The 20,764-nt window shown below is 63.2% G+C and carries 14 protein-coding genes; 4 read left to right on the top strand and 10 right to left on the bottom strand.

What is annotated here, in order from left to right:
• Nucleotides 1-87 precede the first annotated feature (87 nt).
• The 7 genes from HP556_RS09195 to HP556_RS09165 all read right to left on the bottom strand — a co-directional run bounded on the left by HP556_RS09195 (nt 88) and on the right by HP556_RS09165 (nt 8,693).
• Complete coding sequence (locus tag HP556_RS09195) at nt 88-783, bottom strand: ABC transporter ATP-binding protein (protein ID WP_089268120.1); 696 nt, start codon at nt 781-783, stop codon at nt 88-90.
• Complete coding sequence (locus tag HP556_RS09190) at nt 783-1,532, bottom strand: ABC transporter ATP-binding protein (RefSeq protein WP_175366728.1); 750 nt, start codon at nt 1,530-1,532, stop codon at nt 783-785. The genes HP556_RS09195 and HP556_RS09190 overlap by 1 nt, the downstream gene beginning before the upstream one ends.
• Nucleotides 1,529-2,842, bottom strand: a complete 1,314-nt coding sequence (locus tag HP556_RS09185; protein WP_175366727.1) for a branched-chain amino acid ABC transporter permease — start codon at nt 2,840-2,842, stop codon at nt 1,529-1,531. The genes HP556_RS09190 and HP556_RS09185 overlap by 4 nt, the downstream gene beginning before the upstream one ends.
• Nucleotides 2,839-3,786: a branched-chain amino acid ABC transporter permease gene (locus HP556_RS09180; protein ID WP_068738207.1), complete on the bottom strand. Its 948-nt coding sequence runs from the start codon at nt 3,784-3,786 to the stop codon at nt 2,839-2,841. Before HP556_RS09180 ends, HP556_RS09185 begins: the two co-directional genes overlap by 4 nt.
• A 202-nt stretch (nt 3,787-3,988) precedes the next feature.
• Nucleotides 3,989-5,221, bottom strand: a complete 1,233-nt coding sequence (locus HP556_RS09175; protein WP_089268117.1) for a branched-chain amino acid ABC transporter substrate-binding protein — start codon at nt 5,219-5,221, stop codon at nt 3,989-3,991.
• A 128-nt stretch (nt 5,222-5,349) separates the two neighbouring features.
• The gene (locus HP556_RS09170; protein WP_175366726.1) at nt 5,350-7,794 is read right to left on the bottom strand and encodes a CaiB/BaiF CoA-transferase family protein; all 2,445 of its coding nucleotides are present in this window, start codon (nt 7,792-7,794) and stop codon (nt 5,350-5,352) included.
• 62 nt (nt 7,795-7,856) lie between these two features.
• Nucleotides 7,857-8,693 (bottom strand): uroporphyrinogen-III synthase, encoded by an 837-nt coding sequence (locus tag HP556_RS09165; RefSeq protein ID WP_175366725.1) that lies wholly within the window; start codon nt 8,691-8,693, stop codon nt 7,857-7,859.
• A 159-nt stretch (nt 8,694-8,852) separates the two neighbouring features.
• Here HP556_RS09165 and purU point away from each other — a divergent pair, with 159 nt between their 5' ends.
• The gene (gene purU / locus HP556_RS09160) at nt 8,853-9,713 is read left to right on the top strand and encodes a formyltetrahydrofolate deformylase (protein ID WP_175366724.1); all 861 of its coding nucleotides are present in this window, start codon (nt 8,853-8,855) and stop codon (nt 9,711-9,713) included.
• Between the two features lie 33 nt (nt 9,714-9,746).
• On the opposite strand, the gene HP556_RS09155 is transcribed toward purU, so the two are convergent.
• Together HP556_RS09155 and HP556_RS09150 are read right to left on the bottom strand one after the other, a co-directional pair.
• Nucleotides 9,747-10,013: a hypothetical protein gene (locus HP556_RS09155; protein ID WP_175366723.1), complete on the bottom strand. Its 267-nt coding sequence runs from the start codon at nt 10,011-10,013 to the stop codon at nt 9,747-9,749.
• A 112-nt stretch (nt 10,014-10,125) separates the two neighbouring features.
• The gene (locus HP556_RS09150; RefSeq protein ID WP_175366722.1) at nt 10,126-11,850 is read right to left on the bottom strand and encodes a winged helix-turn-helix domain-containing protein; all 1,725 of its coding nucleotides are present in this window, start codon (nt 11,848-11,850) and stop codon (nt 10,126-10,128) included.
• 213 nt (nt 11,851-12,063) lie between these two features.
• On the opposite strand from HP556_RS09150, the gene HP556_RS09145 reads away from it, so the two are divergent.
• Nucleotides 12,064-14,859 carry an autotransporter outer membrane beta-barrel domain-containing protein gene (locus HP556_RS09145; RefSeq protein WP_231077453.1) on the top strand — a complete coding sequence of 932 codons (2,796 nt, stop codon included), beginning with the start codon at nt 12,064-12,066 and terminating at the stop codon, nt 14,857-14,859.
• 231 nt (nt 14,860-15,090) lie between these two features.
• Nucleotides 15,091-18,261, top strand: coding sequence for an autotransporter outer membrane beta-barrel domain-containing protein (locus tag HP556_RS09140; RefSeq protein ID WP_338117551.1), 3,171 nt, complete (start codon nt 15,091-15,093; stop codon nt 18,259-18,261).
• Nucleotides 18,262-18,795: 534 nt separating this feature from the next.
• Here the strand turns inward: HP556_RS09140 and HP556_RS09135 are convergent.
• On the bottom strand, nt 18,796-19,287 hold the full coding sequence (locus HP556_RS09135; RefSeq protein ID WP_175366719.1) for a MarR family winged helix-turn-helix transcriptional regulator: 492 nt from the start codon (nt 19,285-19,287) through the stop codon (nt 18,796-18,798).
• A gap of 247 nt (nt 19,288-19,534) precedes the next feature.
• Here HP556_RS09135 and HP556_RS09130 point away from each other — a divergent pair, with 247 nt between their 5' ends.
• Nucleotides 19,535-20,704, top strand: a complete 1,170-nt coding sequence (locus HP556_RS09130) for an ABC transporter substrate-binding protein (RefSeq protein WP_175366718.1) — start codon at nt 19,535-19,537, stop codon at nt 20,702-20,704.
• Nucleotides 20,705-20,764: the final 60 nt, after the last annotated feature.

Raw genomic sequence — 20,764 nt, 5'->3', positions numbered from 1 at the left:
TGGAGATTCCCCCTCACCCGACGCCCGCAGGCTTCGCATGCGGACATCGACCTCTCCCCGCAAGCGGGGAGAGGTAAGGAAGAGCGTTCAGACTTCCAGCCATTCCCTGCGCACGGCGTCATTGGCCTTGAGTTCGGCGGGCGTGCCTTCGAACACGATACGGCCGTGGCCCATCACATAGACCCGGTGCGAGATGCGCAGCGCGATCGACAGCTTCTGTTCGACAAGCAGGATCGCCACGCCGCGGCGTGCGATCTCGGCGATGAGGTCGCCGACCTGCTGCACGATGATCGGTGCAAGGCCCTCGGTGGGCTCGTCGATCATCACGAGTTCAGGATCGCCCATCAGCGTCCGGCAGATCGTCAGCATCTGCTTCTCGCCGCCGGACAGCACGCCGGCCGCAGTGTCGGCGCGCGCGGCGAGGTTCGGAAACATGCCGAGCATGTCGTCGAGTTTCCACTTGCCGGGATGACGCGGATCCTTGATCCCCAGCATCAGGTTCTGCCGTACCGTGAGGCCCGGAAAGATGTCGCGATGCTCCGGTACATAGCCGAGGCCGAGATGCGCGATCCTGAAGCTCGGCAGGCCGGCGATATTGGCGCCCTTGAAGGTGATGGTGCCGTGTGGCGGCACTTCGCCCATGATGGCCTTCACGGTGGTGGAGCGCCCGACGCCGTTGCGGCCGAGCAGGCTGACGACCTCGCCGGCATCGATATGCAGATCGACGCCCTGCAGGATGTGGCTCTTGCCGTAATAGGCGTGCAGGTCCTGAACTTGGAGCATCACGCCACTTCCTCGCCGAGATAGGCTTCCTTGACCTTGGGATTGCCGCGGATTTCCTCCGGCGCCCCCGACGCGATGATCTGGCCATAGACCAGAACCGAGATGCGGTCGGCGAGGCCAAACACCACGCTCATGTCGTGCTCGACGATCAGCAGCGTGCGGCCCTCCGTCAGCCGCCGGATCAGTGCCACGGCGCGTTCGGTCTCGGCATGGCTCATGCCGGCCGTGGGCTCGTCCAGCAGGATGACATCGGCGCCGCCGGCAATGGTGATGCCGATTTCAAGCGCGCGCTGTTCGGCATAGGTCAAAAGACCCGCGGGTACGTCGCGGCGCGATACGAGGTTGATATCCTGCAGGATTTGCGCGGTGCGGTCGCGCACCTCGGGCAGGTTGTCGACATTCTTCCAGAACGCGTAACGATGGCCGGTGGCCCAGAGTACGGCGCAGCGCAGGTTCTCCCACACGCTCATCTTGGCGAACACGTTGGTAACCTGGAAGCTGCGCGACAATCCGCGCCGGTTGATCTGGAACGGCGGCAGGCCGGAGATCACCTGATCGCGCAGCAGGATGCTGCCGACTGATGGCTTCATATAGCCGCTGATGAGATTGAACAGCGTCGACTTGCCGGCGCCGTTGGGACCGATCAGCGCATGGCGTTCGCCCTGGGCGACCGTGAGGTTGACGTTGCGGATCACGGAGGTGATGCCGAAGGTCTTCTCGACGCCGCGCAGCTCGATGGCGGTGCTCATGCGGCCACTCCCTTCTCGCGCGCGGCGGTTAGGGCATCGTCCCAACTGCCGGCGACGCGCGCCCAGGTCTTGCGCGCGATGATGAAGCCGCCGATCAGCAGCACGGCGGCAACGGCCCAGATCGCAGGGTTCGCTGCATCGAATGGAATCCCGAAGGCTTTGATATGCGAGTCCTCGCCGGGATTGACGGTGAAGTGGACGGTCGTCTCGATCGCCAGCATCAGGCCGGTGATCATCGCCAGCGTCGGTACGAAGGCGACGAGATAGCTCGGTAGCACACGGCTGAGCGTGCCGCCTTTCAGCAGCGGTCGGTGCATCATCAGAAGGCCGGTGATGCCGCCGGGCGCGAACATCACCACGGCGATGAAGATCAGGCCGAAATAGAGCTGCCAGACCTGCGTGAGATCGGAGAGGCCGAGCGACAGCAGCGTGACGAAGATCGCGCCGACGATTGGACCGATGAAGAAGCCGACGCCGCCGATATAGGTGGCGAACAACACGGTGCCGGATTGTACGGCGCCGAGATAGGCCGAATTGGCGATCTCGAAATTGATCGCGGCTAGCGCGCCCGCTATGCCGGCGAACAGACCGGAGAAGCAGAAGGCGATATAGCGGATGATGTGCGGATCGTAGCCGACGAACTGCACACGCTCGGGATTGTCGCGCACTGCGTTGCACATGCGCCCCAGCGGCGTGCGGGTGAGGGCATACATCGCGATGACGGCGATCAACGTCCAGGCCGCGACCAGATAATAGATCTGGATCTGCGGGCCGAAGCTCCAGTCGAACAGACGAAGCACCTTGGTGCGGTTGGCGGAGACGCCGGCTTCGCCGCCGAAGAAGGTGCGCAGGATCAGTGCCGAGGATGCGACGAGTTCTGCGACGCCAAGGGAGATCATCGCAAAGGCCGTACCGGAGCGCCGCGTCGACACCCAGCCGAGCAGCATGGCGAAGACGAGGCCAGCCGCGCCGCCGACCAGCGGCACGAGCGGCAGCGGGATCGCGAACTTGTTCCTGGCGATGATGTTGATGGCGTGGATCGCGAGGAAGCCGCCGAGGCCGTAATAGACCGCGTGGCCGAACGACAGCATGCCGGTCTGGCCGAGCAGGATATTGTAGGACAACGAGAAGATGATCGAAATGCCGATCAGGCTGAAAGTGGTCAGCGATCCGCCCGACGAAAACAGTTTTGGCAGCACCAGCAGCGCCAGCGCGGCGCCGATCCAGATGCCGTAGAACTTCAGCCGGTCGGAGGCGGCGGGGCGGGGCGGCGCGATGGTTGCCGGAATCTTGGCTAAGGCGTCGCTCATGTGTCGCGTGTTCCCAGCAGGCCCATCGGGCGGAAGATCAGGATCAGCACCAGCAGCAGATAGGGCATGATCGGTGCGATCTGGGCGACGGTGACGTTCCAGATATCGGAGAGCCAGGTGGCGGCATAGTCGGGGCTGAGCGGGCCGAAGGCGCCGGCCAGCGAGCCGTTCATCGACACAGCAAAAGTCTGCACGAGGCCGATCAGCAATGAGGCAATGAAGGCACCGGGCAGCGAGCCGAGGCCGCCGACCACCACGACGACGAACAGGATCGGACCAAGCAGACCGGCCATGTTGGATTGCGTCACCAGCGCCGGGCCTGCGATCACGCCGGCGACGGCGGCGAGCGCAGTCCCGACGCCGAACACCAGCATGAAGATACGCCCGACATTGTGCCCGAGATGGCCGACCATATGCGGATGGGTCAGCGCCGCCTGCACGATCAGGCCAATGCGCGTGCGCTTCAGCACCACCAGCAATCCGATGAAGATCACGATGGAGACGACCAGCATGAAGATCTTGAAGGCCGGGTAGTTGGTGGAGAACAGCGTGAAGGCCGGGAAGTCGAGCAGCGGTGGTACGCGGAAATCGACCGGGCTCTTGCCCCAGATAATCTGCACGATCTCCTCGATGGCGAAAGCAAGCCCGAAGGTGAACAGCAGCTCGGCGACGTGGCCGTTCTTGTGAACGTGACGCAGGCCGTAGCGTTCGACGGCGGCGCCGAGCGCGCCGGCCAGCAGCGGCGCAAGGATCAGCGCCGGCCAGAAGCCGAACCAACGGCTGATCTGAAAGCCGAAGAAAGCGCCGAGCATGTAGAAACTGGCATGGGCGAAGTTCAGCACGCCGAGCATGCTGAAGATCACCGTCAGGCCTGAGGCCATCAGGAACAGCAGCATGCCGTACAGAACGCCGTTGAGCGTGGAGATGACGATCAGTTCAAGCACGAAGTATCTGCCTCTCGGGTGAGGAGTGTGCCGGAGTGCGGCGGCGTCTTAACCTCTCCCCGCTTGCGGGGAGAGGTCGGATTGCGCAGCAATCCGGGTGAGGGGGAGGCAGTGAGTGAAACTGAGAGTCCCCCTCATCCGTCCCGAACTTGCTCTGCAAGTTCGGTCCACCTTCTCCCCGCAGGCGGGGAGAAGGCAGGGCTTACGGCCGTTCCATCTTGCAGGTTGTCGGCAGCACCGTCTGCGGCGTGTCGATCTTCGCGGCCAGCTTCCAGCCCCAGCCGGTCTTTTCCTCGTCGAACGGCTCCTTGTCGGTGCGCTCGCCGAACGAGGCGATATACATCGGCTGGAAGAACTGATGGTCGTCCTTGCGCATATTGCCCTTGCCGCCGTCGAACACCTCGAACTCCATGCCTTCGAGCGCAGCAGCCACCTTCACCGGATCGAGCGACTTGGCCTTCTCCGCCGCGGCGGCGAACATGCGCATCTCGTTCACGGCGCGCGGATAGAACAGGCTGAAGTCATACTTGGCGCGCAGTGCCTTTTCGAACACGTCGGCCGAGGCGTGGCCGAGATTCGGGATGCCTTCGGCGATCTGGAACACCTGATGGTTCAGGCCGGCCTGCTTGATGGCGGTCGGGCCACCGGTGCCGCCGGCGTAATAAGTGAACCAGCTCACCTTCAGGCCTGCGTCAGCCGCAGCCTTCAGCAAGAGGGCAAAATCCTGACCCCAGTTGCCGGTGATGACGCTATCGGCGCCGGAGGCCTTGATCTTCGCAATGTAGGGCGCGAAGTCGGTGATCTTCAGCAGCGGATGCAGTTCGTCGCCGACGATCTTCACGTCGGGCCGCTTGGCGCCGAGCATGGCGCGCGCCTGGCTGCGCACCGACTGACCGAACGAGTAGTCCTGATTGATCAGGTAGACGTTCTTCACCGCAGGCACGGTCTTGATGTAGTTGGTGAGCGCTTCCATCTTGATGTCTGAATTGGCATCCCAGCGGAAATGCCAGAAGCTGCATTTCTCGTTGGTCAGAACCGGATCGACCGCCGCATAGTTGAAGTACAGGACTTCCTTGCCAGGATTGCGGTCGTTGAACTTGGTGACGAAATCAGACAGCGCACCGGCGACCGACGAGCCGTTGCCCTGGGTGATGTAGCGAATGCCGCCATCGATCGCCTTCTGCGCCTGGATCAGGCTCTCTTGCGGATTGGTCTTGTTGTCGAGTGGGACGATCTCGACCTTCTTGCCGAGAATGCCGCCCTTGGCGTTCAACTCATCGGCGAGAAACTGGAAGGTCTTGAGGCCGACTTCGCCGACGCTGGCGCCGCCGCCGGACAGTGGATCGATATAACCGATCTTCACGGTCTCCTGCGCCATCGCCGTGCCGCCGAGCATCGGCAGCGCAATGGACGCAATGAGGGCTAGTTTGCGCATGGTGTTTCTCCCTGGAAGCATTTGTGCTGGCCGTTGTCGCGACGCCGAATCTTTTGATCCATCCGTCGCTGGCCTTATGCCGGGAGTGTGAGCCATGGCGGTAGAAGCTGCAAGCCTCACTTGCAGCCTCACTTGGTCGTAGGCGTGGCCTTCGCTTTCTTGGATATTGCAGCGTCGCCAATGATTTCCGCGGCGCGCAATTCGTCGATGTCCGCTGCGCTGAGGCCCAGGAGATCGCGCAGGACTTCCTCATTGTGCTGGCCGAGCGTGGGCGCGAGACGGGTGATCGGGTAGGGCAATTTGGCACTGCCTTCGCGATAGGCAACGGAAGGCAGCAGATGCGGGCCCATAAATACCTTGGTCACAGGCTGCCAATGTCCGACTGCGAGCAGGTGCGGATCGCCGGCCAGGTCCAGCGGCAGTCGCGCGGTACCCGCGGGCACGCCGGCGTCCTGCAGCGTCACCATGGCCAGATCCGGTCGCACGGTCGTCGTCCAGTGCCGGACCGCGACCTCGATACGGTCCTCTTCGGCGCGGCGTCCCTCGGTGGTGGCAAGTGCAGCATCTTCAGCCAGGTCGTTGCGATGCATGACCTTGCACAGCGCTTGCCATTCCTCGTCGCTGCGCACGGCAATGGTGATCCACTGATCTTCGCCAAGACAGGGAAAGCAACCATTCGGCACGAAGCGCGGATGCCGGTTGCCGATGCGCGGGCCGGATTTGCCGGTGGCTGATTGCTCGATGACCGAGGGTGCGACAAGAGGCAGCAGGGCTTCCGTCGCACTGAGATCGATGTGTTGGCCGAGGCCGGTATTCTTCTGATGCATGAAGCCGAGCATCAATGCTGCCGCGGCACTGACGCCGCCGAAGGGATCGCCGAGCGCGGCATGCAGCATGGTCGGCGGATCGCCTTCGCGGCCGGTGACAGATGGCAGGCCTGAGGCCTGTTCTAGCGTCGAGCCATAGGCGCGCACGCCGCTCCATGGACCGGTCATGCCGAAGGCGGGCATCGTCACCACGACGAGACGCGGATTGATCTTGTGCATGGCTGCGGCATCGAGGCCCATGCGCGGCAGCACGTCGGCGGCATAGTTGTCGATCACAGCATCGGCGCCGGCGAGCAGTTGTTTCAGCAGCTCCTTGCCGCGCGAATTGGTGAGATCCAGCGTGATGCCGCGTTTGTTGCGGTTCATCTGCTGAAACCAGTAGATCTTCTCGTAGGTGCGTTCCGGAAAATACGGGCCGCGCGGATCGGTGCCGCGAAACCAGTCCGGATATTGGCAGGACTCGACCTTGATGACGTCGGCGCCGAGATCGCCCATCTGCCGCGTTGCCGATGGACCGGCCCAGCCCATGGTGAGATCGATAATGCGCAGGCCTTTCAGCGGCTGCGGATCGTCAGGTGTTGCCTGCCTCGTCGCCACGCGCTGATGCGCAAGCAGGGCGTCGATGGTGTCATCGCCGGCAAATGGCGCGCGGCCATTGGGCTTCGGCCGCGAGCCGGTTAGCGTTTGCGGCAGCACCGGCGCATCGAATGATGCCGTCCCGATGTCGACCTTCGCGAAGGCGCCGCGGTCGCGGTAGTATTGCTGCTTCAGCAGCGTCTCCATGTCCGGCACGACAGCGAGCGGAAGACGCAGCTCGATGCCCATCTCGAACCATTCGTTTGCGCTCTTGTGCATCAGGATGGGCTGGAAGATATCGAACAGCGCTTTGGAATTATTGGTGCGCGCGAGACCGTCGTTGAACTGCGGCTCTGTCTCCAGTTCGGGAAGGCCGAGCATCACGCAGAACGCAGCCCATTGCGCCGGTGTCACGACCGTGATGCCGAGCCAGCCGTCCTTGGTTGGGAAATTGCCGACGGGATAGCCGCGGCCGAACCGGTTGATGGCCATGCGTGGCCGCGTGAAGCCGACTTCCAGCGCGAGTCCTGTGTCGAATTCGCTGATCTGCAACATCGCCTCATGCGCGCTGACGGCAAAGCGCCGCGCGCCGGTGTTGCGACCATACATGCCGGCCAGTGTCGGAATGAACGCGGTGAGGCCGGCCATGACGGCGATCTGTCCGTCGCGCGGCAGCACCGGCGGGCCTGCCTGCGCACCGACCAGCTTCACGCTGCCCGAGAGACTGCGGCAGACGGAGTCCGTCGTCTGATAATTGCTGTAGAGGCCGTGTTCGCCGAACCACGAGATCGCGGTGATCGCGAGGCCCGGTTGCTCCTTGCGCAGATCATCATGCGTCAGGAGTGAGTTGGGAATCTCCGACGGCGTGCGCGCGTCGATCAGCAGGTCGCATGTCGCAAGCAACGCGCGGACACGCGCGACATCGTCGGACTTGTCGAGATCGGCGATGACGCTGCGCTTGTTGGTATTCAGCCAGGCGAAATATCCGCTCTCGCGGCGGCCATCGCCGGCATCGACGAGCGGCGGATATTGCCGCGCAGGATCGCCGCCAGGCGGTTCGATCTTGATGACCTCGGCGCCGAAATCGGAAAACAGTTTGCCGCAGTAATCCAGCGTGTCGCCGGATCCGATTTCCGCGACACGCAAATCCGATAGTGGCAAGTTTGGCATTTCCGCCCGATCATTTTTTTTATGTGTCGGGGCATCATGTCGAGATGTGTGCGGGCGTCAAGTCATTCGGCGCGCGCTGCAGCCTTGTCGAGCGCAATCGACATCGCCGAGATCAGGGGCTTCATGAAGAACGCATCATTGGCTGGATAGATGTCGGCCTCGAGGCCGTATGATTTCAATTCATCAGACACGACGGGACCAACCGATGCGATCGGTGTTTTCGCAAGTGCACTGCGCAATTGATCCTCGCGGTCATGCGCCTTCGCAGCATCGACGAGACGACGCACCTGACCTGAACTCGTCAACGCGATGGCATCGACGCGGCCGGCTTCCATTTCGTCGATGGCCGAGAGGATGTTCGTTTCAGCAGCCTTGGAGTCGTAGACGTAAGGCAGCACCGTATCGACCTCGGCGCCGCAGGCGGTGATCGCTGATACCAGAACGCTGTGATCCTTCTCGGGATAGAGCTGCAGGCCGAGGCGATGGCCTTTGAGATCGAGCCGCGACAGCATCTCGGCGACGCCTTCGGAGGTCGGCTTCTCGGTCGTGACGTCAGCCTCGAGTCCGATTTCGCGCAAGGCGCGACCGGGTTTCGGTCCGCGTGCGAATTTGCGTGATTTGCCGACCGCGGCGACGAACTCTTTTTCGATGCCGCGGTAACGCACGATTTTCATCATCCGGCGAAGCCCTTCGCCGGTCATTAAAACGAGGTCGTCGAACGGGTTAGCGATGAACCGGCCGATCCAGGCCTCGACCGGGGCAGGATCCGGCGCGTCCTCGATGGTGAACATCGGACATTGCAGCACATTGGCGCCCTGTTCGGTCAGCAGGCGGGAGAACTGCGCTTCCTCGCGGGTCTCCAGGATCAGGATGCGGTAACCGTTGAGCTTGTCAGCCATCTCTGTTTTCTGCCTGTTTTCGCACGTTAATTCGCTGGCAATGACGTCCATATTGCAGCGCGCAATTGGATTGGCGCAAGGCCGTCGCGGATGATAGAGCAGGGCTCCAATTTCCGCTTCACTTGAAGCAGATCAGCTCGCCCCAGGTTCTTATAAGCCATGTCCCATCAATTCGTCCTGACCCTGTCCTGCCCAGACCGCCCTGGCATCGTTTCCGCGGTATCGACCTTCCTAGCCCAAAATGGCCAGAACATTCTCGATGCCCAGCAATTCAACGATGTCGAGACCGGCCACTTCTTCATGCGCGTGGTATTCAACGCCGCGGATGTGAACGTCGAGCTGGCGGCGCTGAAGACCGGCTTCGGGGCCATTGCAGAGCGCTTCAAGATGGACTGGCAGATGCGGGACCGAGCGACCCGTCGCCGGGTCATGCTGCTGGTGTCGAAGTCCGATCACTGCCTCGTCGATATCCTGTATCGCTGGCGCACCGGCGATCTCGACATGATCCCGACCGCGATCGTCTCGAACCATCCGCGCGAAGCCTTCAAGGATCTCGATTTCGGCGACATCCCGTTCCACCACATGCCGATCACCAAGGAGACCAAGCGCGAGCAGGAGCAGGCGATCTGGGATCTGGTCGGCACGACCGAGACCGAGCTCGTGGTGCTGGCGCGTTACATGCAGATCCTGTCCGACGAGATGTCGGCCAAGCTGTCCGGCAAGTGCATCAACATCCATCACTCGTTCCTGCCGGGCTTCAAGGGCGCGCGGCCCTATCACCAGGCGCACGCGCGCGGCGTCAAGCTGATCGGCGCCACCGCGCATTACGTGACCAGCGATCTCGATGAAGGTCCGATCATCGATCAGGATGTCGAGCGCATCAGCCATCGCGACACGCCGGAAGAACTCGTGGCCAAGGGCCGCGACATCGAGCGCCGCGTGCTGGCGCGCGCCGTGCGGTATCACCTCGAGGATCGCGTGATCCTCAACGGCAAGAAGACCGTCGTTTTCATGAACTGAGCGACGCCGTCGCGGCGTCGGACGATAGCGCGATCAGCGAACAGCCTCTGCAGAGGGCGATGTGGCGGGGTCCGGCCCCGTCATGGCGCCGGATTGCTGCTGCTCGTGCCGCTTCGCATAGGCTTCGTATTCGGGAGAGCCCGGACGCGGCGGCGCGTCCGCTGGCAGGCCGCCAGCCCATGCCGGGATCAGGTCGGCCATGCCGCCGGCCATGAATGAACTGATCGAGCCACAACCGCCAAGGCTGCAGGACAGCAGTACAAGACAGACAAAAGCGGGGACGCGGCGGACTACTGGCATGATGGCAACGTTGTTTGAGGCGGTCTGCGGAATATAGCAGATCTGCGACGGGTTTTGCCGAGAATTCACGGCAAATCAATGGTCAAATATTACCGAGCGTGGCTGGACGGCCTCAGCGCTCCGGCAATCCGGCCGCGATGAGCGCCTGTTCGATCCGGCCGCGCGCTTCCATATATGCGGCGCTGACATTCTTGGTCGGGATCCCGATGTTGCTCACTGTCGAACCGGGCCGCAGCTTCAAGCCTTGCGTCAAAGCCGCCTGTGCTTCGTCCGTGCGGCCCAACCGCTGGTAGGCCGCGGCCAGCAGCACAAGCGGACGCCCGGAGGCCGGCGTGATGGCGATGGACCGTTGCAGCCAGGGCAATGCTTCTTCGTCGCGGCCCATCATCAGGTAGCTCACTCCCGCGCCAAGCAGCCAGGTCCAGCGCGACACCGGCGGCGTATCAAACCGGTTGGCTTGCTTGAACGTTGCCAGCGCGTCCTCGAACCGGCCAAGCGGAAGTTGCCCGAGGCCTATGTGGTACAACGCCATTCCGTTCCAGGGATCGAACGCCAATGTTCTGGCGCAAACCACCAGGCTTTCGACAAATTCATTGGTCGCGTTGAGAAAGCGGCAATAGGCTTCGAGCACCGGAATAGAACTGGGTCTGGTCCGCACCGCGCGCTCCAGCATGGCCTTGGCATTTTTCTCCGCTGCGGCGGCGTCGTCCGGGCCGTACCAGACCATCTGGATGCCGCGCATTTGCAGCGCCGCGAGCGCGACTTGCAGGTCGGCATTGTTGGGCTCTTCGGCGAGCGCTTTTTCCAGCATCGCCTGCGCCGTGGCGAAACGCTCGCGTGTGGTCTGGTTGATTGAGGCGATGGCCTGCTCGATCGCAACCCTGGCATTGCCGGGCGAACGGCCGACGGTTGCAGCGGTTCGTGCACCCGGCTCAAGAAGCGCGTTGATGCGAAGCGCGAGCGGATGTCCAAGTCCCGCCGCCAGCCGGGACCGTTGCATCCCGAGGTCTGGCTCTTCCAGGTCTGAATCCTTGAAGCTGACGGCCACCGGCACAGTCCACACCACTTCGCCGGTCGCCGTCCTAGTCATGCGCGCACGCAGCTCCCACGACCGCTCGCCTTTCGCCAGTTCGCCATTCACGACGAAGTCCGGTTGTGTCGCAAGTGGCGATGCCGGCTGCGGCGCGGTTTGCGTCATCACGCGAATATTGTCGATCTTCGCCAGGCCATCGACGAGACGCGTGGTCACGTTCGCTGCCGTCTCGGCGACCTGACTGTCGCTGCCCACACCGGCGATCGGCATCACGGCGATGGTCGGCGGCGCTCGCCCGAAGATGACATCCGGACCGAAGATCGGGGCGGCAACGGCCAGTCCAACGATCGCGCCGAGCCCCGCCATTGCGGCGAGCGCCGCGGGTCCGCGCAAGCCGAACAACCGCCGCCGTTCGACGGGTTCAGCGGCGGCCACGGCGCGGGCAGGCTCCCCGCTCAAGGCGGCCAGCGGCAACGCGGCTGGCGTCTCCACGGCGGCCGGTTCGGCCAACATCTCGACATCGAACATATAGCCGCGGCCGGACACGAGCTTGATCACCTGCCGCTGATCGTCGCCCAGCGCGGTACGAAGCTCCCGGATGCACTGAAACAGGCTGTCTTCGCCGACATGGACGTTCGGCCAGACCGCCTCCATCAGCTCCTGTTTGCTGATGATGCGGCCGGCGTTGGCTGCGAACAGCGCCAGCATATCGAAGGTTTTCGGCCGAAGCTTGATGGCTTTGCCGTCTGGCCCGCGCAGCTCGGCGCGCAGCCGATCAAATTCAAAGCCAGCAAAACGGTACACCGTGCCTCCGCGGTTTCCCGAAACCGTCCGGGGCCAGCAATTACCAGAAAACGCGCCGTGCGGGCGTCTGATCGCAAGATATCAGAAAAACTTCAGAAAATACGCGCGCTGCTTCAGGACGCCCGCGCGCCACCCGTGCGACGTTGATTCTGCCGTCTCGGGCCTTCGGTTGCCGAAATGCCCGAGCGACGGCGAACTGGAATGGGGTGGCGGGTGGCGCTAGGGCTTTTCAACCAGAGACTCGCCAACCAGAGACTTGGGCCGGCGCGCCGGCTGCGGGCCATTTTGCTGGCGTCGTCGGCACTGGGCCTGGCGCCCGTTTTGGCGGCGCTGCCGGCGGCGGCGCAGGATTCGACCTGGCTGCTCAATCCCGGCTCTAACAACTACAACCTGGCTGGTAACTGGAGCGCGGGGGTGCCGACCGGCACCGCGACATTCGGAGTCACGAACGCCGCCTCTGTGGTTATCACTGCCGATATTGTGTTCGACAGCTGGATTTTTTCCGCCGGGGCGCCGGCCTACACGTTCTCAAGCGACAATCTCAGAACGCTTGAGTTCAGCGGCGGCGGCATTTCCGTCCTTGGCGGCAGCGTCAATTTTATCAATGGCGGACTGCTGAATTTCAACAATGCCAGCACCGCTGGCAGCGCCACGCTGACGAACCCGGGTATTTTGTCTTTTAATCAAACCAGCACGGCCGGCAGCGCCAATATCGTCAACACCTACGTTTTGGGGTTTTATAATAACAGCACGGCCGCAAACGCTACCATCAACAGCAGCAATTCGATGTCGTTCAACGGAACGACGACAGCGGGCAATGCGAGGATCACGAATACCGGCAATCTCGCTTTCAACGCGAGCAGCACAGCCGGCAGCGCGACCATTACCAGTACCAATGACCTGTTTTTCAGTAATAGTGCGACGGCTGGCGGCGCCACGATCACCAATTCAAACTTGCTGCGTTTTCTTGACACAAGCAGCGCCGGAAACGCGTCCATTCTCAATGTCAACTTGATGTATTTCTACAACGCCTCCACGGCCGGCAGTGCGGCGATAACCAACGGCGGTTTGCTAAACTTTATAAGTACGAGTACGGGTGGCACCGCTGCGATTACCAATGGCGCGGCAGGCGTCACGGATTTCAGCGCTCATGTCGGCGCGCTTGGCGTCGGTTCGATTGCCGGCGGCGGCTCGTTCACCCTCGGCGCCAACCAACTGACCGTCGGCGGCAATGATCTGTCGACCAATGTCACCGGAATCATTGCTGATGGTGGCCATGGCGCCGGCGGCATCGGCGGGTCGCTTGTCAAAGCCGGCACCGGCACGCTGACATTGTCCGGCGCCAACACCTATACCGGTGCGACCACGGTCAATGGCGGCGCGCTGATCGTCAATGGCTCGATTGCCTCGTCATTGATGCTCACCGTCAACAATGGCGCCATGCTCGGTGGCACCGGCACGCTCGGCAACACGACGATTGCATCGGGCGGCACACTGGCGCCGGGCAACTCGATCGGCACCATCACCGTCAATGGCAACCTGACCTTCGGCGCCGGGTCGAACTACAATGTCGAGGTCTCGCCGTATTCATCCGACCGCACCAATGTCACCGGCAGCGCTACGCTGAACGGCGGCACTGTCAATGCCAGCTTCGCGGCGGGCTCTTACGTTGTCAGGCAATACGCCATCCTCAACGCTACCGGCGGTCTTGGTGGCACCACCTTCAACGCGCTCGTTAACAGCAATCTGCCGTCAGGCTTCAGGACCAGCCTGAGCTACGACGCCAACAATGCCTATCTGGATCTGGCGCTTGCCTTCATCGCGCCGCCGAACACGGGCCTCAGCGGCAATCAGTCCGGCGTCGGTAGCGCGCTGGTCAATTACTTCAACCGCAATGGCGGCATTCCGCTGGTCTATGGCGGACTGACCGCCACCGGGCTGACGCAGGCCTCCGGCGAGACTGCAACGGGATCGCAGCAGATCGCCATGGGGGCGACGACGCAGTTCATGGGATCGATGACCGACGTCTTTGCAGCAGGTCGCGGCGGCACGGCGCCGGGCGCGATGGGATTCGCCGACACCAACGCTGACACATCGACAGCGAAGAGCCGTGCGGCGCGCGATGCCTATGCGATGTTCACGAAAGCACCACTGGCGCAAGCCTATGATCCGCGCTGGAGCGTGTGGGCGTCGGGCTTCGGCGGTACGCAGACCACCGATGGCAATGCGGCCGCCGGTTCGAATACATCGAGCAGCCGCATCGGCGGCGTCGCCGTCGGCGCCGACTATCTGATCTCGCCCAACACCGTCGCCGGTTTTGCGATGGCCGGCGGCGGCACCAGCTTCAGCGTGACAGGCGGCGGCTCCGGTCGCTCCGACCTGTTCCAGATCGGCGGCTTCGTGCGCCACGCGATCGGCTCGACCTATCTGTCCGGCGCACTGGCCTATGGCTGGCAGGACGTCACCACCAACCGCGCTGTGATGACGGATCAGTTGCAGGCGCGTTTCAGCCCCAATACGTTTTCGGGACGTTTTGAAGTCGGCAATCGCACCGTCACGTCATGGCAGGGCGGCCTCGGTCTCACGCCTTACGCCGCCGTCCAGTTCACCGCCGTCATGTTGCCGGCCTATGCGGAAACCGCTGTCGCCGGCAGCAACGCCTTCGCGCTCAGCTACACATCCAAGACCGTGAACGACACCCGCAGCGAACTTGGCCTGCGCACCGACAAGTCCTTCGCTGTCAACGATGCGATCCTGACGCTGCGCGGCCGCGCGGCTTGGGCGCATGATTTCAACACCGACCGCGCCGCATCGGCGACGTTCATGTCGCTGCCCGGCGCGAGCTTCGTCGTCAACGGCGCAGCGGCGGCGCATGACGCCGCGCTGACCACGGCCTCGGCCGAGATGAGCTTCACCAGCGGCCTCTCGGTGGCGGCGACATTCGAGGGTGAGTTCTCGGATGTCACGCGCAGCTACGCCGGAAAGGGCGTTGCGCGCTACACATGGTGATCGCGCCTGTCTGATGGGTGACGTCGGCTTGGTCGTCGTGCAAGGACGCGCCAACGGGCTGTGACTTTCCGGCGACATTGCCGGGAAATCACCTGCCGAACCGACCATTTTGGGGTACCGCGCGTCGCTTTGCGCAAAATGCGACGACGGCGCGGTTCCATTGTGGCAGGGTCCGCTCCGATACACGGCTTCGCCGCGCCCTTGAGCGTCGAAATGCAACGGGGTGAGCGGGTGGCGATACGGGTTCTCAACGATCGTTTCGGCGCGGCGCGCCGGTTACGGGCCATTTTGCTGGCCTCGTCGGCGCTGTGCATCGCGCCCTTTTTGGCGGCGCTGCCGGCGGCGGCGCAGGACGCCACCTGGCTGAACACGCCCGGCAGCGGCGACTTCAACACGGCAGCGAACTGGGGTCCGGCCGCGGTGCCGACCGGCACCGCGTTCTTCGGCACGTCCGGCGTCGCCGCGCTGTCATTTTCGGCCTCTACGACCCTCGGCGGCTGGACCTTCAATGCCGGTGCTTCGGCTTACAGCTTCACCGTCGGCAGCAGTCTCTTTTTCGTCGGCGCCGGCATCGTCGTCAACGGCGGCTCAGTCGACATCACCAACAACAGCGTCATGACTTTCGCCAACTCCAGCACGGCCGGCAGTGCCACCATCGCCAACAACTTCCAACTGCAATTCATTAACACCAGCACGGCCGGCAACGCGGCTATCACCAATGGCGCGGCGGGTACCACGGATTTCGGCGGATCGACCGGCCCCCTTGGCGACAACAAGCTCAGCGCCGGCTCGATCAACGGCGGCGGCACTTTCAGACTGGGCCAAAACGAGTTGACGGTCGGTGGCAACAACTTCTCCACCAACGTCACCGGCGTCATCGCCGACGGCGGCACCGGCGGCTCGCTGGTGAAGACCGGCGCCGGCACGATGATCCTGTCCGGGATCAACACCTACACCGGCGGCACGACCTTTGCCGGCGGCACGATTAGCGTCGCGCAGGATGCCAATCTCGGCGGCGCAGCGGGGGCGCTGACCTTCACCGGCGGCACGCTGCAGACGACTGCCGGCTTTTCATCGGCGCGCAGCATTGCTTTGGGCACTGGCGGCGGCACCCTGCAGGTCGATACCGGCACTCTCGAACTGTCCGGCAATATCGCGGACAGCGGCGGGACGCCTGGCGCATTGACCAAGACCGGCGCCGGTACACTGTCGCTCACCGGCAACAGCATTTATACGGGCGCCACCAATATTCTTGCCGGCACGCTGCTCGCGAGCGGCTCGCTCAGCCCGGACAGCGCCTATGCGATCGCGGCCGGCGCCACGCTGGCCCTCGACAGCCCGTTCCAGTTCATCGGCTCGCTGGCCGGCGCCGGCAACGTGACCAATGCCAACGCCGCCGATGCGGTTCTGGTCGTCGGCCTCAACAACAGCAGCACGACCTTTGCCGGCGTGATCAGAGATGGCGCGGCGGCGAAGATGTCGCTGTGGATCGACGGCACCGGCGTCACGACACTGACCGGCGCCAACACCTATACCGGCGGCACCGCGATCTGCTTCTGCTCGACGCTGCAGATCGGCAATGGCGGCACCACCGGTTCGATTGTCGGCGATGTCGCCAACGGCGGCACGCTGATCTTCAATCGCTCGAACTTCTACAGCTTCGACGGAGTCATTTCCGACAGCGGCGCCGACCAGGGCAAACTGGTGAAGACCGGTGCGGGCAACACCGTGCTGAGCGGGATCAACACCTATACCGGGACGACGACGGTCGACGCCGGCACGCTCAGCGTCAACGGTTCGATCGCATCGTCGTCGCTGACTACGGTGAATTCAGGCGGCACGCTCGGCGGCAACGGCTTTGTCGGCGACACGCTGATCAATGGCGGCGTGCTGGCGCCGGGCAACTCGATCGGCACGCTCAATGTCACTGGCAGCCTGACGATGACGGCGGCATCGACCTATCTGGTGCAGATCTCCGGAGCATCATCCGACAAGACCATCGTCACCGGCACCGCGACGCTGGCTGGCAAGGTCACGGTCGATCCGCTGGCGCGCATCGCCACGACGACGACCTATACGATCCTCACTGCCGGCACGATCAGCGGCAGCTTCGACACGACAACCCTGCTCAACAACTTCGCGCGCAATGCGCGGCTGAGCTATGTGGGCAACGACGTGTTGCTGACCGTCGATCCCGGCCTGCTCAGCCCGAACCTGCCGGACAGTGCCAGCCGCAATCAGAAGGCCGTCGCAACTGCCATCGACAATGCGCTGGTGAGCGGCGGCACGATGCCGAGCCAGTTCAACGCGCTGTTTGCGCTCACCGGCGACGCGCTGCGCAATGCGCTGACGCAGACCTCGGGCGAAACCGCGACGGGATCGCAGCAGACGACCTTCAACGCCATGACGCAGTTCATGGGCATGATGACCGATCCGTTCAGCGCGGGCAGGGGATTCGATGCGCCGGGCGCGATGGGATATGCGGATGCGCGCAAGCCGCGTGATGCCTTCGCGATGTTGACCAAGGCGCCGCCGCGCGCGCCGTCCTTCGAGACGCGCTGGAGCGTGTGGGCGTCGAGCTTCGGCGGATCGCAGACCACCGACGGCAATGCGGCGACGGGATCGAACACCGCGCGCAGCAGCATCGGCGGCACCGCTGTCGGCGCCGATGTGCTGTTGTCGCCGACCACCATCGCCGGCTTCTCGCTCGCGGGCGCCGGCACGAATTTCTCCGTGGCCAATGGCGGCAGCGGTCATTCGGACATGTTTCAGATGGGCGCCTTCGTGCGTCACAGCGTGTCGTCTGCCTATATCACCGCCGCGGCAGCCTATGGCTGGCAGGACATCACGACCGATCGCATCGTCACCGTCGCCGGCCTCGATCGCCTGCATGCGCAATTCAATGCGAATTCCTATTCGGCGCGGGTCGAAGGCGGTAACCGCACTGTGAGTTCATGGCTCGGCGGCGTCGGCGTGACGCCCTATGTCGCCGCGCAGGTGATCGCATTCGACCTGCCGTCCTATGCGGAAACCGTCAATGGCGGCGCCAGCACCTTTGCGCTGAACTACGCGGGCAAGACAGTGACATCGACCCGCAGCGAACTCGGCCTGCGCACCGACAAGTCCTTCGCCGTCAACGATGCGATCCTGACGCTGCGTGGCCGCGCGGCGTGGGCGCATGACTTCAACAGCGATCGCAGCGTGGCCGCCACGTTCCAGTCGCTGCCCGGCGCATCGTTCACGGTGTCCGGCGCAGCGCCGGCACGCGATGCGGCGCTGACCACGGCCTCGGCCGAACTGGCATGGAGCAACGGCTTGTCGCTTGCGGCGACGTTCGAGGGCGAGTTCTCGGACGTCACGCGCAGCTATGCCGGAAAGGGCGTTGCGCGTTATACGTGGTAGCAGGTGCCGAGGGTGCGGTGCGCATTCGTTCGGCAGAAACCTGAAAATAATCCTTGACGCCATTCCAATGTAGATTATATTCTCTTGCATCCCGTCCCACTTTGAGGGGCGTTGCCAGGGACGCTTGTTAGCGCGGGGCGGGATGTGGCGCCTGCGGGCGGGAGGAAGACGTTTCCTCACGCACTCGGGAGGCCTTGGGTCACCGTCCGGCCCCACTACGGGGGTCTGCCACTCATGCTGGCTGGACGTGGCATTGGTGAACGGCGGGAAACCGTCGGGATAAGCGGACTGCGGAGGTCTGCGCCTTTGCCCGGAAGAACGGTCCCGGGGACAGAAATCGCCACGGTGGAGCGTCGAAAGGCGTTTCCGCGGCCTCTGTGGTCCGGCGATCCGGACAGCACGCTGCGGCACTGTACCCAAGTCGCGCCTTTCGGCGCTTCATCTCCCTCATTTTCGAGGGAGACCCCCGGGACCGCCACGCACGCGCTCAGGCGCGGGCAAGGACGGCGCGTGACCGTACTCAGCCATGTCGTCTCACGCCGTGGTCTTGCGCTTCGATGCAGCGGGTTTGCGAACCTGTACCGCGTTGACCGCCGGTGCCTGTGCCAGCAGGCGGCCCAGCATGTCGATCAGCTTTTCGACTTCCTTCTCATCGAGGCAATCCAGCAGGACCCGTTCGCGATCCAGCGCCAGCTCGATGATCCGGTCATGCAGCGCGCGGCCGGATTTGGTCAGGATGACGACGCGCCTGTTGTCGCCGGCCAGGTCACTGACCGTTACGCTGCCGTTGTCCACCAGTGATTTAAGGGTGCGGCTGACCAGCCCCTTGTCGAGATCGAAATACTGGCAAATCTGTTGTGCGGTGCACGCGTCTTCGCTGGCGAGTTTCGAGAGGATCCGCCATTCGGTGACGCCGACGCCGAATTCGCGCCGATAGGCACTTGAGGCACCCGCAGCGAGCTTGTTGCCCAGGAAATTGATGAGCGCCGGTACATATCGTCCATGGTTGATCACCGGCTTTGTCATCTGGATACGATCTGCAATCTGAATGAACGGAAATCGAGCGGCCCGTGAATGCTTGGCTAGACTTTAGCAGCATGCCACGATGCGTCGGCATTACGCAGTTCAACAGACCGCGTTGTGTTGTCAACCCAGCCGTTGACAGGTCAACATGGCTCCGTTATCGCGGGCGATCATCATCGCGGGCGACAGCGTATGGGGACTATGACTTCACGGCCTTGAAGAGCCGGCATCACCTACAGAGGAGGAATTAATGCTGAGGAATTTGATTTCCGCGACCGTGACCGCTGTCAGCGTGCTGTCCATCGGCGGGCTCGCGCAGGCGCAGGAGACCGTCAAGATCGGCCTGATCGTGCCCATGACTGGCGGCCAGGCTTCGACCGGCCAGCAGATCAACAATGCCATCAAGCTCTATCAGCAGAAAAACGGCGACACTGTTGCCGGCAAGAAGGTCGAAATCATCCTCAAGGATGACGCGGCGCTGCCTGACAACACCAAGCGCCTCGCGCAGGAACTGATCGTCAACGAGAAGGTCAACATCATCGCCGGCTTCGGCGTGACACCGGCTGCGTTGGCCGCTGCGCCGCTCGCGACCCAGGCGAAGGTGCCGGAAATCGTGATGGCTGCCGGCACCTCGATCATCACCGAGCGTTCGCCCTATATCGTGCGCACCTCGTTCACGCTGGCACAGTCCTCCACCATCATCGGTGACTGGGCTGCAAAGAACGGCATCAAGAAGGTCGCTACGCTGACCTCCGACTACGCACCGGGCAACGACGCGCTGCAATTCTTCAAGGAGCACTTCACCGCCGGTGGCGGCGAGATTGTCGAAGAGGTCAAGGTGCCGCTCGCCAATCCCGATTTCGCGCCGTTCCTGCAGCGCATGAAGGACAGTAAGCCCGACGCGGTGTTCGTGTTCGTGCCCGCCGGGCAGGGCGGCAACTTCATGAAGCAGTATGCCGAGCGTGGCCTCGACAAGTCCGGCATCAAGGTGATCGGACCCGGCGACGTGATGGACGACGACCTGCTGAACAACATGGGCGACGCAGCGCTTGGCGCCGTGACCGCGCATCTGTATTCGGCAGCGCATCCCTCGGCGATGAACAAGGAGTTCGTTGCGGCCTACAAGAAGGCGTACAATACGCGCCCGGGCTTCATGGCCGTTGGCGGCTGGGATGGCATTCATCTCGTCTACGAGGCACTGAAGAAGACCGGTGGCAAGGCCGATGGCGACAGCCTGATCGCTGCGATGAAGGGCATGAAGTGGGAGAGCCCGCGCGGCCCGATCTCCATCGATCCGGAGACCCGTGATATCGTGCAGAACATCTATATCCGCAAGGTCGAGAAGGTGGACGGCGAACTCTACAACATCGAATTCGCGACGTTCGAGGCGGTGAAGGATCCCGGCAAGACGAAGAAGTAAGCGACACTTTTTCCGAAGTGTAGTAAGCTCCGCCATCGGCAATTCCCCCCCCCCCGCGCT

The sequence above is a fragment of the Tardiphaga robiniae genome (assembly GCF_013359755.1).
Classification (GTDB): Bacteria; Pseudomonadota; Alphaproteobacteria; order Rhizobiales; family Xanthobacteraceae; genus Tardiphaga; species Tardiphaga robiniae.
This window is presented reverse-complemented; position numbering and strand designations above follow the sequence as displayed.

What these genes read in the sequence shown, in the direction of transcription:
- HP556_RS09195 (WP_089268120.1), bottom strand. Translation starts at nt 783, where the DNA reads ATGCTCCAAGTTCAGGACCTGCACGCCTATTACGGCAAGAGCCACATC.
- HP556_RS09190 (WP_175366728.1), bottom strand. Translation starts at nt 1,532, where the DNA reads ATGAGCACCGCCATCGAGCTGCGCGGCGTCGAGAAGACCTTCGGCATC.
- HP556_RS09185 (WP_175366727.1), bottom strand. Translation starts at nt 2,842, where the DNA reads ATGAGCGACGCCTTAGCCAAGATTCCGGCAACCATCGCGCCGCCCCGC.
- HP556_RS09175 (WP_089268117.1), bottom strand. Translation starts at nt 5,221, where the DNA reads ATGCGCAAACTAGCCCTCATTGCGTCCATTGCGCTGCCGATGCTCGGC.
- HP556_RS09170 (WP_175366726.1), bottom strand. Translation starts at nt 7,794, where the DNA reads ATGCCAAACTTGCCACTATCGGATTTGCGTGTCGCGGAAATCGGATCC.
- HP556_RS09165 (WP_175366725.1), bottom strand. Translation starts at nt 8,693, where the DNA reads ATGGCTGACAAGCTCAACGGTTACCGCATCCTGATCCTGGAGACCCGC.
- purU (WP_175366724.1), top strand. Translation starts at nt 8,853, where the DNA reads ATGTCCCATCAATTCGTCCTGACCCTGTCCTGCCCAGACCGCCCTGGC.
- HP556_RS09155 (WP_175366723.1), bottom strand. Translation starts at nt 10,013, where the DNA reads ATGCCAGTAGTCCGCCGCGTCCCCGCTTTTGTCTGTCTTGTACTGCTG.
- HP556_RS09135 (WP_175366719.1), bottom strand. Translation starts at nt 19,287, where the DNA reads ATGACAAAGCCGGTGATCAACCATGGACGATATGTACCGGCGCTCATC.
- HP556_RS09130 (WP_175366718.1), top strand. Translation starts at nt 19,535, where the DNA reads ATGCTGAGGAATTTGATTTCCGCGACCGTGACCGCTGTCAGCGTGCTG.